Annotated in this window: 10 protein-coding genes; 7 read left to right on the top strand and 3 right to left on the bottom strand. The window is 71.5% G+C overall.

All coding sequences use genetic code 11. The features are described 5' to 3' along the window. Positions 1-906, top strand: coding sequence for an ADP-ribosylglycohydrolase family protein (locus tag AB0937_RS24585; RefSeq protein WP_366714332.1), 906 nt, complete (start codon positions 1-3; stop codon positions 904-906). Between the two features lie 400 nt (positions 907-1,306). Here the strand turns inward: AB0937_RS24585 and AB0937_RS24580 are convergent, their stop codons facing one another. Further along, positions 1,307-2,854: an MFS transporter gene (locus tag AB0937_RS24580; protein WP_366714331.1), complete on the bottom strand. Its 1,548-nt coding sequence runs from the start codon at positions 2,852-2,854 to the stop codon at positions 1,307-1,309. Between the two features lie 186 nt (positions 2,855-3,040). On the opposite strand from AB0937_RS24580, the gene AB0937_RS24575 reads away from it, so the two are divergent. From AB0937_RS24575 to AB0937_RS24565, 3 genes are all read left to right on the top strand, one after another. After that, complete coding sequence (locus AB0937_RS24575; protein ID WP_366714330.1) at positions 3,041-3,661, top strand: TetR/AcrR family transcriptional regulator; 621 nt, start codon at positions 3,041-3,043, stop codon at positions 3,659-3,661. Positions 3,662-3,901: 240 nt separating this feature from the next. Further along, the gene (locus tag AB0937_RS24570; protein ID WP_366714329.1) at positions 3,902-4,603 is read left to right on the top strand and encodes a ribonuclease HII; all 702 of its coding nucleotides are present in this window, start codon (positions 3,902-3,904) and stop codon (positions 4,601-4,603) included. 68 nt (positions 4,604-4,671) lie between these two features. Then, entirely contained in the window at positions 4,672-5,301 is a 630-nt protein-coding gene (locus AB0937_RS24565) for a hypothetical protein (RefSeq protein WP_366714328.1), read from the top strand. A 276-nt stretch (positions 5,302-5,577) separates the two neighbouring features. On the opposite strand, the gene AB0937_RS24560 is transcribed toward AB0937_RS24565, so the two are convergent. Both AB0937_RS24560 and AB0937_RS24555 read right to left on the bottom strand, forming a co-directional pair. Then, a complete protein-coding gene (locus AB0937_RS24560) occupies positions 5,578-6,189 on the bottom strand; it encodes a hypothetical protein (protein ID WP_366714327.1) in 612 nt (203 codons plus the stop codon). A gap of 307 nt (positions 6,190-6,496) precedes the next feature. Further along, a complete protein-coding gene (locus AB0937_RS24555) occupies positions 6,497-8,662 on the bottom strand; it encodes a RecQ family ATP-dependent DNA helicase (protein WP_366714326.1) in 2,166 nt (721 codons plus the stop codon). A 141-nt stretch (positions 8,663-8,803) separates the two neighbouring features. Here AB0937_RS24555 and AB0937_RS24550 point away from each other — a divergent pair, with 141 nt between their 5' ends. The 3 genes from AB0937_RS24550 to AB0937_RS24540 all read left to right on the top strand — a co-directional run bounded on the left by AB0937_RS24550 (position 8,804) and on the right by AB0937_RS24540 (position 13,827). Then, complete coding sequence (locus AB0937_RS24550) at positions 8,804-10,402, top strand: DUF4192 domain-containing protein (RefSeq protein WP_366714325.1); 1,599 nt, start codon at positions 8,804-8,806, stop codon at positions 10,400-10,402. A gap of 616 nt (positions 10,403-11,018) precedes the next feature. Continuing rightward, positions 11,019-12,938, top strand: coding sequence for a glycogen debranching N-terminal domain-containing protein (locus AB0937_RS24545; RefSeq protein WP_366714324.1), 1,920 nt, complete (start codon positions 11,019-11,021; stop codon positions 12,936-12,938). A gap of 130 nt (positions 12,939-13,068) precedes the next feature. Further along, on the top strand, positions 13,069-13,827 hold the full coding sequence (locus tag AB0937_RS24540) for an NUDIX hydrolase (protein ID WP_366714323.1): 759 nt from the start codon (positions 13,069-13,071) through the stop codon (positions 13,825-13,827). Positions 13,828-13,898: the final 71 nt, after the last annotated feature.

The raw sequence follows: 13,898 nt of genomic DNA, 5'->3' as shown, positions 1-13,898 counted from the left end.
ATGACCGCTGATTCCTCCCCCGACGCGCGCCTGGAGCGCACCCTGGCCTGTCTGCGCGGACTGTCCGTCGGGGACGCTCTGGGCTCCCAGTACTTCGTGCCCGTCAACTATCCGTTGCTGAAGCGCCGCGAGGTGCCGTCCGGGCTCTGGCAGTGGACGGACGACACGGAGATGGCCGGCTCGGTCGTCGCCGTCCTGGCCGCCCACCACCGCATCGACCAGGACGCCCTGGCCCTCTCCTTCGCCGAGCACCACGACTTCGACCGGGGCTACGGTCCCGCTGTCAATCGCCTCTTGCGTCTCGTCCGGGAGGGTGGCGACTGGCGGGAGCTCGCCGCCGCGCTCTTCAACGGACAGGGGTCCTGGGGCAACGGCGCGGCGATGCGGATCGCTCCGCTGGGCGCCTGGTACGCCGGCGACCCGGAGCAGGCGACGCATCAGGCGGAGATCTCGGCCTACACCACTCATCAGCACCGTGAGGCGGTCGTCGGAGCCATGGCCGTCGCCGCGGCGGCCGCGTTCGCCGGAGCTCCCGACGGACCGCCCAGTGCCGAAGCACTCCTCGACGGGGTCATCGACCTGGTGCCGAAGAGCGCCGTGGGCGCGGGACTGCGCCGAGCCCGGGACATGCTCGACTACGGCGACCCGGGCACGGTCGCGGCGGTGCTGGGGTGCGGGCGGCGTACGACCGCTCACGACACCGTGCCCTTCGCCCTCTGGGCGGCCGCCAGGAGCCTCGGTGACTACGAGCAGGCGTTCTGGACGACAGCCCAGGTGGGCGGGGACGTCGACACCACATGCGCCATCGTCGGGGGCGTGATCGCCGCAGGGAAGGCGGGGACCCCGCCGGCGGACTGGGTCGAGCGGACGGAGCCCCTTCCCGGCTGGGTCCCCACATCTGCCTGAAGCCCTGGATCCCGCACATCTGTCTGAAGCCCCAGATTCGCCCGTCGAAACTCTCCGTACGCATGGGGAACTCTCCGTAACCATCCGCTCGTTGTCCTGGCATCCGTCGTGCGATCTCTCGAGGTGCGCACGCGCCGGACGTCCGTGTGAGCGTGGAGGGGGTGCCATGGAGGTTCTGTTCGCGGTTCTCATCCGCTGGTGGCTCGCTGGCGTGTCCCCTGTGGGAGACGCGAGGCCGGGGCCGTTGTTCACCACGCCCCTCGTTCTCCGCGTGAGACCTCTCGTTCCCCCCACGTGGCACGGCCGTCCGCAAGCGGTCGTGGACCGGCGCGACGGCCGCCGGCGGGCCTTTGCTGTGCCCGCCGACGTGCCGTCGAGGCCGGTTCGTGGCGCCCGGAGGTCAGCCGAGCCCCGGGCCGGCCGAGCCGGACAGTGCCTCCAGATCGCTCTTGCGAACCCGGATCACCAGCCAGGCCGTCGCCAGCGCGAGGAGGGCCATCGAGGCGGCAGGTATGAAGGCCGTCGAGATTCCCTGGGCCAGCACTTCGTGTCCCCACGGGGCGGGCAACTGCTGTGTCCTGGCGAACTCGGCCTTCTGCTCCGCGGATCCGTCGGCCATGAACTTCGGAAGCTGCTTCTCCGCCTCGTCCTTGGTCGCCGTGCCGAAGACCGTCGTCAGGATCGAGAGACCGAGCGACCCGCCCACCTGCTGCGTCGTGTTGAGCAGCCCGGATGCCGCGCCTGCCTCGTGCGGGGCGACCCCGGAGACGGCGGTGAGGGTGAGCGTCACGAAGTTCAGCCCCATGCCGAAGCCGAACACCAGCATCGGGCCGAGGATCCCGCCGACGTACGAGCTGTCGGAGCTGATGAGCGCCTGCCAGGCCAATCCGGTCATGGCGAGCGCGGAACCCACGAGCATGAAGGGCTTGGGGCCCAGAACGGGCAGAAACCGCTGCGACAGACCGGCGCCGAGTGCGATCACGACCGTCACGGGCAGGAAGGCGAGCCCTGCCTCGATGGGGCTGTAGCCGAGCACGTTCTGCACGAACAGCACGATGTAGAAGAACATGCCGAACATCGCCGCGGCCAGGCTCAGCATGATCACATAGGTGCCCGAGCGGTTGCGGTCGGCGAACATCCGCAGCGGGGTGATCGGCTCCTTGGCCCGGGACTCGATGATCCCGAAAGCCAGCAGCAGCACCACGGCGGCAGCGAAGGACCCGATGGTGAGGCTGTCCCGCCACCCCTCGTCCGCAGCGCGGATGAAGCCGTACACGAGCGATGCCATGCCCGCGGTCGAGGTCACCGCACCCGCGATGTCGAAGCGGCCGGTGTGCCGCTCGGACTCACTGATGTACAGCGGGGTGAGCACGGCTATCAGCACGCCGATCGGCACGTTCACGAAGAGCACCCAGCGCCAGTCGAGCCACTCGGTGAGCATGCCGCCCGCGAGCAGGCCGATGGCACCGCCGCCGGCGGAGACCGCGGCGAAGACCCCGAAGGCCCGGTTGCGCTCCGGCCCCTCGGGGAACGTGGTGGTGATGAGCGCCAGCGAGGTGGGCGAGGCGATCGCGCCTCCCACGCCCTGCAGGACCCGGGCGGCCAGCAACTGCCAGGGCTCCTGGGCCAGCCCGCCGAGCAGCGAGGCGAAGGTGAACAACAGGATGCCGGTCATGAAGACCCGGCGCCGTCCGAGGATGTCTCCTGCGCGGCCGCCGAGAAGCAGCAGGCCGCCGAAGGTGAGCGTGTAGGAGCTGACGACCCAGGTGAGGTCGGTGGTGCTGAACTTGAGCGCTTCTTGAATGTGCGGGAGTGCGATGTTCACAATCGTCGCGTCGAGTACCACCATGAGTTGGCAGGCCGCGATGACGGTGAGCGCGATGCCGGGGCGTCCCTCCCGGCGTGCTGCGCCTGGCTTGTGATCTTGAAGCAATGGAGAGGTGGTCACTATGGGTCCCCCACGAGTGCGTTAGTGAACGCTGGCGTTCACTGTCGCGTCTACGGTAGTGAGCCCCCGACAGTGAACGCAAGCGTTCACTTGTGACGTCGTCGTTCGGTACGTCCCCCTTGTGGCCGTCCGGCGCGTCTCCCATCCCCGAAATGCCCGCTTCCTCTGCTCGTTGGAGAGAGTCAGATGGTTACCCCCAGCTGGGCGGATGCTCCCGCTCGGACGGCCGCCCGTCGCCGAGGCGCGGTACTCGAACGCGCGATCCTCGAAGCCGCCCTCGACCAACTCAGCACCGTCGGCTGGAACGGTCTGACGATGGAGGGCGTAGCTGCCGGCGCCCAGACCGGCAAGGCCGCGGTCTACCGGCGTTGGCCGTCCAAGGAGGATCTCGTCGCCGACGCCTTGCGTGCCGGACTGCCGGAGTTCGACGCCGCCCCGGATGAAGGAAGCGTGCGGGACGACCTCTTGGCGCTCTGCCTCCGAGCCCGCGACGCGATGTTCTCCCGCCCGGGTTCCGCGCTTCGCTCGGTGATTCACGAGTGCGACACAGCGCAGGCCGAACGCTTCCATGCCGTGATCTTCGCGGGGGTTGTGGAACCCACGATGAAGATGTTGCGGGAGGTTGTCGACCGAGGTGTCAAGCGCGGTGAGGTGCGCCCGGAAGCTGCGAACGGTTATGTCTACGACGCCATACCGGCCATGATGATGTACCGCTCCAAGATGTGCGGCTGTGAATGGCAGGATCGCGAAGTCGAGGAGATGATCGACCAGTTGATGGTTCCGCTGCTGCGGCCACACGGTTCCTGACGCCGGGGACGTGAGGGCTGAGGCTCCCGCCGAACGGTCAGCGCGATCCCCTCGAACGGCGCGCCAGGCGCCCCTCGGGCGGCGCCCGGGGCTCCCGTCGAACGGCCCGCAGGTCTGCTGGTGGACTATGCGGCCCGCCCGTGTCGGCAGGTGCCCGGCGGGGGCTCGTCAGGGAGGTGTGCCCGCTGCGGCGGACCGGGGTGTCGCCGACGCTTCAGGGCGGCGTAATCTAGGTGCGCCATGCCGTACGAACCGCCTACTCACACCGTCGAGCGCTCCCTTCGAGCCACGACCGGAGCGAAGATCGTTGCAGGTGTCGACGAGGTGGGGCGCGGCGCGTGGGCCGGTCCCGTCACCGTCTGCGCGGCGATCACCGGGCTGCGCCGTCCGCCCGAGGGGCTCACGGATTCCAAGCTGCTCACCATCAAGCGACGCACGGCCCTCGCAGAGGAATTGCGGAGCTGGGTGACGTCGTACGCCCTGGGGCACGCCTCACCGGAGGAGATAGACGCCCTGGGTATGACGGCCGCACTGCGGCTCGCGGCGGTGCGTGCGCTGGACGCACTGCCGGTACGTCCCGACGCGGTCATCCTCGACGGCAAGCACGACTACCTCGGTACGCCCTGGCGGGTCCGTACGGTGATCAAGGGTGACCAGTCCTGCGTGGCGGTCGCGGCGGCCTCGGTGATCGCCAAAGTTCAGCGCGACAAAATGATGGCCGAACTGGGTATCGACCATGCAGACTTCGGTTTTGCGGACAACGCCGGGTATCCATCACCTGTGCACAAGGCCGCACTGGCGGAGCGGGGCCCCACCCCCTACCACCGGTTGTCGTGGGCGTATCTTGATGCGTTGCCCCAGTGGCGGCACCTCAAGAAGGTCCGCAGTTGGGCGGACGGAAGTGTTCCGGAGATCGAGGGGCAGCTCGGCTTCGATTTCTGACGGTTTCGTTCGCGCACACGCGCCACCCGCCGACGCGGGCCGTACTAGCGTTTGATAAATATCAACTCATGCCTCTCATTCCCGAGGAGCCTCAGATTCACGAGAGTGCCCAGGGTCCCCGCGCCACTCCGGCCAGTGGCCGTACCGCGCCGACCCCCCGTCCCGTACCCGGCCCCCGTCCCGCGGCCCCGTCGCGTCCCGGTCGCCCCGGCCCTCTCCGGCCGGCGCCGCCGGTGCAACGTACGCCGCGCGATGTGGCCGCCAAGCCCGCTCCGTCGGGCCCTGCCACCGGTGCCGCCGCTCCGGTCACCCCGCAGATCCAGCTGATCCCGGCTTCCGCCGAAGGGGCGCTCGACGCCGCCGAGGAGGCCGTGGACATGCTGCTGGACTCCGGTCGTGCTCCCGGCGACATCCTGGTGCTCACTACCGGGGAGCAGCACCCGTGGGCCGCCCACGAGCTGTCCTTCGGTGAAACTTCCTACTGGGCCCAGCACGACGCCGCCGACGACGTCTTCTACACGGACGCCACCATCGCGGCCCGTGCCGCGTCCCGTCCGGTTGTCGTGGTCGCCGTCAACGGTGGTCCCGAGACCGCGGCCGTGAGTGCCCTGTCCCTGGCCCACTCCCGGGCCGGCGCCCTGCTGATCGTGTGCGGCGACCCGCAGCGGATCAACTCGGTGCTGGGCGCGGGCGTCTGAGCCGATGCCGTGGCGCCCGCCAGAGCGCCGGGGGGGTGACTCCGAGCGCCGCTGCGGCGGTGCTGGACGGCGGGCGTCCCCCCATGCGCGGCGGGCGAGAGGCCGCGCATGGGTGACGGCCTCGCCCGGCCCGAGGGCGCTCTTTGCCGCTGCGGCGGACCGCTGTGCTTACGGCTCGGGCGGAGCAGCGCTTGGGGAGCTAGTTCCTTCCGGCCCCTGTGATGCCGTGCGTCAAGGAGACGGTCCCGGGGCCGTGCCGAGCGGCCTGTCCGGGACTCAGCGTGCCGCCGCCGCGCGGCGCAGGACCTCGGAGGCGCCGCCGGTGCGCGGCATCGGGGGCGGTGCCTCCGACGTGGCGAACGGCTCCGGCGCCGAGGCCGAGTGGGGGCGGCGTCCGCCGCGGCCCTCGCCGAGAACCTGCCAGCCGTCACGGGTCAGCGTGATGTACGCCCCGCAGCGCAGCCCGTGCAAGGTACACGCGTCGCGCAGCCCCCACATCCACGCGCCGTCCTCCTCCGTCCAACGCGCGTCGCCCTCACGGCAGTAGAGGAGTACGGCGGTGCGTACCGGCGTCCGGCGGCGCAGGTCGTGCGGGATCACCCGGCGCAGTTGCGCGAGCAGCGCGTTGCGGAACATCCAGCCGTCCGCCGGGGCCGAACGGCGCACGAACGACGCGCTCGCCCGCAGCCGCTCGTCCGGGTCGAGCACGGCGACCACAGCGGTCGCCGGCTGCGGGTGGTGGCGAGAGTGCAGTCCGCTGACGATCTCGCGGGGATTGCGCAGGAGTGGGATCCCGGCGGCGGCCCATTCCGCGGGTTCGAGCAGGCGGTTGGCGGCAGCGACGGACGTCGACGCCGCTGCCGAGGCCGGAGCGAATCCGAAGGTCACGGTCCTCCCTTCGGCTACGCGCCCACACTGCGGGCGGGGTCGGATTCTGGGAGCGCGCACCGCGGCAAAGCCCTACCGGAGCGGCGGACGAGCCGTGCGGGAGCGGGCCTCAATTCTTCCTGTCGAACTTGAATGCGGCAACGAGCAATTGAGGCAGCCGACCGTTATCAGATGATGCGCGGCTAATATCCCCACGGCGTGTGTCACCGGACCACCCACGGGGCGTTCGAGCACGGCACGTGCGTACGTCTCGGGCGGGTGCCGCGTCCAGGGTGTGCCGGGCAACCGCCCCGAGCCCGGTCCGCCGTCAGCCTTGCACGGCCAGCACCAGTGGCAACACCCCCTGCGCGCCGGAGCGTCGGAGCATGCGGGCCGCTACGGCCAGGGTCCAGCCGGTCTCCGTGTAGTCGTCCACCAGGAGGACCGGGCCCTGGGCGCCGGTGAGAGCGGACGCCAGGGCGGGCGGCACGGTCAGCGCTCCGTCGAGCGCCTTCAGCCGCTGCGCGCTGTTGCTCCGGGAACCCGGGTGGGCATCGCTGGTGTACTCGACGGCGCCCAGCAGCGGCAGCCGGCCGACCTCGGCGATGTGCGCCGCCAGGGAGTCGATCAGCTGAGGCCGCGTGCGGGAGGCGACGGTGACGATGCCGGCCGGGCGCAACCGGCCTTCAGGTGCGCCTGCTGCCCAGCCGTCGGGGCCCTTGGCCCAGTCGGCCAGTACGTCCACCACCGCCCTGGCCACGTCGTCCGGGACGGGGAGATCGGGCGCCTGGGGTGCGAACATGGGCCGTAGCCGGTTGCCCCACCCGATGTCCGACAGGCGTCCCAACGCGCGGCCTGACGCGGCCTGTTCGCCCACGGGAATGCGTCCCTTGAGATCCACTCCGATCGCCGGGAGCCCGGTGGGCCACATGCGCCTGGGCTCCACCTCGACGCCTGCCCGGCCCAGGTCCACGCGTGCGGCGTCGAGCGCCTCCTCGGACATGTCGGCCGTGAAGCGCGGGCCGGCGCAGTTGTCACAGCGGCCGCACGGCTTGGCCGCCTCGTCGTCCAGCTGGCGCTGCAGGAACTCCATGCGACAGTCCGTCGTCGACGCATAGGCGCGCATGGCCTGCTGCTCGGTCTCGCGCTGCCGCGCCACCCACGCGTACCGCTCGGCGTCGTACGCCCACGGCTGACCGGTTGCGATCCAGCCGCCCTTGACCCGCTTGACCGCCCCGTCCACATCGAGCACCTTGAGCATGGTCTCGAGGCGGGAGCGACGCAGCTCCACCAGCGGCTCCAGGGCGGGCAGCGACAACGGCTTCTCCGCGTGTGCGAGCAGGTCGAGCGTGCGGCGCACCAGCTCTTCCGGGGGAAAGGCGAGCGACGCGAAGTACTTCCAGATCGCCTCGTCCTCCTTGCCCGGGAGCAGGAGCACCTCGGCATGCTCCACACCGCGTCCGGCGCGGCCCACCTGCTGGTAGTAGGCGATGGGGGAGGAGGGCGATCCCAGGTGCACCACGAATCCCAGGTCGGGCTTGTCGAAGCCCATGCCGAGCGCCGAGGTGGCGACCAGCGCTTTCACCTTGTTGCCGAGCAGATCCTCTTCGGCCTGCTGGCGGTCGGCGTTCTCGGTCTTGCCCGTGTACGACGAGACCGTGTGGCCGCGCTGCCGGAGGAAGGCGGTGACCTCTTCGGCGGCGGCCACGGTGAGGGTGTAGATGATTCCGGACCCCGGCAGTTCGTCGAGGTGTTCGGCGAGCCAGGCCATCCGGTGGGCGGCGTCGGGCAGGCGCAGCACGCTCAGGCTCAGGCTGTCCCGGTCCAGCGGTCCCCGGAGCACGAGGGCGTCCGAGCTGCCGCCGGTGCCGAGCTGCTCCGCGACGTCGGCGGTCACGCGCGCGTTGGCCGTGGCGGTGGTGGCGAGCACCGGCACACCGGGTGGGAGATCGGCGAGCATGGTGCGCAGCCTGCGGTAGTCAGGTCGGAAGTCGTGGCCCCAGTCGGAGATGCAATGGGCCTCGTCCACGACCAGGAGCCCGGTGGCGGCCGCGAGCCGGGGGAGTACCTGATCCCGGAAGTCCGGGTTGTTGAGTCGTTCAGGACTGACCAGCAGGACGTCGACGTCGCCCGCGGCGATCTCGTCCTGGACGGCCTCCCACTCCTCGGTGTTGGAGGAGTTGATGGTGCGGGCATGGATGCCGGCCCGAGCCGCGGCCTCGACCTGGTTCCGCATGAGCGCGAGCAGCGGGGACACGATCACGGTGGGGCCGCTGCCACGCGCCCGCAGCAGCGAGGTCGCCACGAAGTACACCGCCGACTTGCCCCAGCCCGTGCGCTGGACGACAAGGGCACGGCGTCTGTCGGCGACCAGCGCCTCGATCGCCAGCCACTGGTCCTCGCGCAGCCGTGCCTCTCCCGAGATGTCCCCGACGAGTCGGGTGAGGACCGCGTCGGCGGCCGCCCGGAGTTCCGCGTTGCTCGTGTGCTCCATGCGTTCCATACAACAGGACGCCACTGACATCCGGAGCCGCCCGCCGGTATCTTTGGACGCACTGGCCGTGGGTGACGTGTTCCTGACCGAACTTATCCACAGGCTCAAGCGGACGTTCGCGTTCCGCGAGATCGTCTTCGCATGACGAACCACAGCGAAACGACCGGATCCTCTGAGAACGGCGACATCACAGGGTCCGAGGCGCAGAGCGGGCACAAGCCCGGTGAACAGGAGAACAAGGGGAGCGACGCCTCCGGGCTGCACACCTCCGGCCCGCCGTACGACAGCCACGGCGGCGCGCACCAGGTCACCCTGCGCACGCCGGCCGAGCTGGCCGACGCCCTGCCGTACCTGCTCGGATACCGCCCCGAGGACAGCATCGTCCTGGTCGCGCTCCACGAAAGCGACGGACGCGGGCGCTTCGGGGGCCGGGCCCGGCTCGGCATCCCGGCGAGCGCGGACGACTGGCCCTCAGCAGCCCGGCAACTGGCCCACGGCCTCGTGACGGGCAGCGAACGCCGAGGGGCCCGGCCGGAATCGATGGTCGCCTTCCTGTGCCAGGAACCGGAAAAGGGACAGACCGGCCGGCAGGTGATGGAGCGGCTGAGGCCCCTGGCCCAGAGGCTGCGCGTCGAGTGCGGTTCCCTGGACGTGGTGGTCGTCGAGGCCCTGTGCATCTCGGAGGGCCGCTACTGGTCGTACTGCTGCGACAACCAGGCCTGTTGCTCCCCCGAGGGAGCCCCTATGGGCCTGCCCGGAACCTCCGTGCTGGCGGCGGCGGCCACCTACGCCGGTATTCAGGTACGCGGCACGCTGCGGGAGCTCAGGGCCCGCCTGCTCCCCTGGGAGAACGCCGCTGCCCTCGAACAGGAGGCCGCCCTGGACACTGCCAGCATGGCGCTGGTGCCGAAGATCCTGGACGACACAGGCCGCGCCGCCGTGGCCGACGAGACGATGGAACTGGCCGGAAGGGTCCTGGACCGCTTCGCCGAGGCCCAGCCGGTCTGCGGCGCGCTCCTGGCGGATCTCCGCGACGACGAACTGCTCGGGTACGACGAGGCCGCCCGGTTGATCCTCGGACTGCAGGACCGCGCGACCCGCGACCGCGCGGCCGCATGGATGGAGGGTGAGGAAGCCGGACGAGCCCTTCGCCTCTGGCGGACCCTGGCCCGCCGCTGCGTCGGGCCCTACGGTGAACATGCCGCGGCGCCGCTCACCCTCGCCGGCTGGGTCGCCTGGTCCACCGGTGACGAACTGGAAGCCCGAGAAGCCCTCGCCATGGCCCTGGGAGCCGACCCCGACTATCTCTTCGCCCGCCTCCTGCACCAGGCCTGCAATGAGGGCCTCGACCCGGAGACGATCCGCAGGTGCCTTCGCACTGAGCAGCCGGGGGGCGGACATGCTTCCTCATCGGCAGCGCTGGTGCCTGAGGCAGAGACACACAGCAAAGCCTCGCCACCGGCGGCGGCCGCGTCGCCCCGTCGTCGCCGTCGCTCCCGTGGCCCTGCGGGCACCACCCGCCCTGCCGGCAGCACCCGCCCCGCGGGCCCCACAAGCCCTACGGGCGCTCCCGAAACCGGCCTGCGCCCGGACCGTGCGTCATCGGCCGGTACCGCGCGGCCGGGCAGCGGTCGAACCGGCGGCTCGCGTTCGCGGACGTCGAAGAAGACAGCCACCCCCTGCAGGGACAGGGGCGATGGCGGCGTGCAGCCCGGTCGGCGCGCAAGCCGTGAGGAGTGAGCCCGGCCGGGCGGCCCCGAGGTGCACAAGCCCGGGGCGCGGGCGTGACCCGGAGGCCGCTCGCAGCGTTCACCTGAGTGGCGGAACGGCCGGCCGGGCCGTGCGGCCGCACTGCCCCTGCCTCGTCGGAGCCCTCCGGCACCAGGGCAGAGTCCGATCTTGGCGCACCGAGCGCAGAGGAAGCCTTTTCATGCAACAGCCGACTCCGCCTGCCGCCGACGACCGCCGCCCACAGGGTGGGCCACCGGTACCCCTCGGGCCGGGGGTCGGCCCGCCCGGGGTAGGGGGCCAGGGTGTGCCTGCCCAGCCGGTGGCGCGTCTCGACGGCTTCGGGCCGAGGTTCCCCGGCAGCACACCGTACCCGTCTGCGTCCCCCACCGCTCCCATCGGCACCGGCTCGCGCCCGCCCTCGTCGTCGAGCTCAGGCCTGCCGTCTCCCCGAGGGCCGGCTCAGAGCCGCCGCTCCGGTACGGGTCCGGGGTGTGGCCCGCCCTCACCGTTCTTCGCTCAGAGTCGGGCACCGTCATCCAGGGGCCACTCGTCCGTACCCCCGCCCCGGGGCGCCACGATCCCCGGACTTCGCTGGTCCGCCGGCCTTCCATCCGTCCACACCGCGATGATCTGTGTTGCCCTCCCCGGCCTCGTCATCTCGACCGAGGAGGGGCAGCTGACCGGACGCGGGCTGGAGGGCTTCTACCGGGCCGGGCGTCGCGTGCTCTCCCGGTGCGAGATCCGCGTCGCCGGGCGAGAACCCCTCGCGGTTCAAGCCCGCATGGCCCAGGCCGACCGCGCCCGGTTCGTGGGCACACTCCGCACGTCACCGCAGACGGGCCCGGACCCTGACGTGATCGTGGAGCGCAACCGATTCGCCGACGGTACTGAGCGGATCACCCTGCACAGCGCGGCTCCCCGCCCCCTGAAGCTGCCGGTCGAGATCGTCTTGGGCACAGACCTGGCCGACCTCGGGGCGATCGCCTCCGGCAACGCGGGACCCGAACTCCCCGCAAGCGTTCACGGCTCCGGCCTGCGCTGGTCCTGCTCCACCGGCAACGCCTCAGTCACGGCCGAACCGCCCCCCTCGGACTCCCTGGCCTCAGCCGGGCTGCTGCGATGGGAGCTCGATCTGCCGCCCGGTGGCAGCAGAACCGTCGAACTGCGGGTGCGGCCGGCGGGGGCGGGCCCGCTCCGAGCCGTGGGACACACGGCGACCAGTCCGCTGGCCGCCGCGCGTGCGGAGGGCGACGACCCGAGAGTCTCTGCCCTGCTGCGGACGAGCATCGAGGACCTCCAGGCCCTCCTCCTGCGTGACTCCGCGAACCCCGCCGACACCCACCTCGCGGCCGGGGCGCCCTGGCGCTGCGGCCTGGCTCCCGCCGACGCGCTCGTCGCCGCCCGGATGGCGCTGCCGCTGGGCACCGGCCTTGCCGCGGGAACGCTGCGGACCCTCGCCCGGACCCAACTCCCCGGTCCGGGAAGGCAGTTCGGAATGATTCCCGGCCCCAGACGAGACGCCGGGCCGCACCTGCCGCCACAGTGCACCGGCACGGAGGCCACGCTGCTCTTCCCCGTCCTGCTCGCCGAGGCACGCCGTTGGGGGCTCCCCGACCAGGAGACGGAAGAGCTGCTGCCCACCGCCGAGCGCTGCCTGGCCTGGTTGCGCACCACCGTGGACGACGGGACCTACCTGCATGACCCGGACCCGGGCGGACCCGTCCGCTGCGAGACGCAGGCCCACGCCCACCGTGCCGCGCTGCTGGGAGCCGACCTGCTCGAAGCCTGTGGCAGGGAAGGGGGAGCGGCCCTTCGGGAGTGGGCGCAGACCTTACGGACCGCATTCCGCACGCACTTCTGGGTCGAGGACCGTGGGGGCGGCTGGCCCGCGGCAGCATATGCGCCGGACGGCAGTCCGGTGCCGCACCTCGGAGCGGCTGCCGTGCACCTCCTCGACACGGGCCTGCTGGGTGGGGGCGAGTCGGCGCCCGGCCTGCTCGACAAGGTGCGGACCGAGCACCTCGCCCGGCTGCTCGGCAGCCCGGCCATGGACTCGGGGTGGGGCCTGCGCGGACTGAGTGCGAAGGAGACGGGATTCAACCCGTTCGGCCACCGCGCGGGAGCCGTACGGACCCAGGAGACGGCCCTGGCCGTCGCCGGACTGGCCGCCGCGGGTCATGAGAAGGAAGCCGGCTCTCTGCTGCACGGGGTGCTCGCGGCGGCCGAGACCTTCGCCCACCGGCTGCCCGAGATGTACGCGGGGGAGCAGCGCACGGAAGGAAGTGCTCCGCTCCCGCATCCGGCAGCCTGTCGTCCCGCGGCCACAGCGGCGGCTGCGGGAGTCCTGTTGCTGACCACCCTCGCCGGCATCCGTCCCGATGTGCCGGCCGGGACGGTCACCCTGCGCCCCGTCCGCAGCGCGCCCCTCGGGGAGATCGGCCTCATGGGACTGCGTGTGGCGGGTGCCCCGTTCTCCGTACGGGTCGGCCGACTGGGCCTCGCCATGGTCGAGGAGGCGGCCGAAGGATTGCAACTGGGCGTGTGACGTGCAGCGACATGCCGTTTCGGGACCGTTTGGCAGGCAGCGGAGTCCGTAACCGGACCGAAGTGGATCACTAGGCGGACGGACCGGTGAAGGGAGTGTTTATCGTCAGGCAGACGACTATGATCGCCGCATGCCCTACGACCCGTCAGCGTTTCCGCCCTTCGCCGTCACCGTGGACCTGGTCGTGCTGACCGTGCGCCGCCATGCCCTGTGTGCGCTGGCGGTACGCAGGGGCGAACCGCCGTTCCAGGGGCGCTGGGCGCTGCCCGGCGGTTTCGTACGGGCGGACGAAGACCTGGCACAGGCTGCGGCACGCGAGTTGGCCGAGGAGACAGGGCTGCGGGTCCACGATCCGTCCGCCCCGGCCCAGGACAACGGCGCACACCTGGAGCAGCTCGCCACCTACGGGGATCCCAAGCGGGACCCCAGGATGCGGGTCGTGAGCGTCGCCCACCTTGCGCTCGCCCCCGACCTGCCCGCGCCCAGGGCAGGAGGAGACGCCAGCAACGCGCGCTGGGCCCCGGTCGAGGAGCTGCTGCAGCAGGGCGGTTACGGGCGTGATGCCGAGCCGGTCGCGCCGCTCGCCTTCGATCACGCCCAGATCCTGGCGGACGGAGTGGAGCGCGCCCGTTCCAAGATCGAGTACTCGTCCCTGGCCACCGCCTTCTGCCCGCCCGAGTTCACCGTCGGGGAGCTGCGCCGTGTCTATGAGGCGGTGTGGGGCGTAGCGCTCGACCCGCGCAACTTCCACCGCAAGGTCACGGGCACGCCGGGTTTCCTCGTGCCCACCGGTGGGACGACAACCCGCCAGGGGGGACGTCCCGCCCAGCTCTTCCGTGCCGGTGGCGCGACCCTGCTCAACCCCCCGATGCTGCGCCCCGAAGTGTGAGTGACCGGCCGGGGTGCGGCCGGCGCCGTAGGGAGGAACTCGACCCGCCCGCAGTCCGGTCACGGGCGCCG

Origin of the sequence: Streptomyces sp. NPDC047880 (assembly GCF_040706515.1) — a bacterium.
Taxonomy (GTDB): Bacteria; Actinomycetota; Actinomycetes; order Streptomycetales; family Streptomycetaceae; genus Streptomyces.
This window is presented reverse-complemented; position numbering and strand designations above follow the sequence as displayed.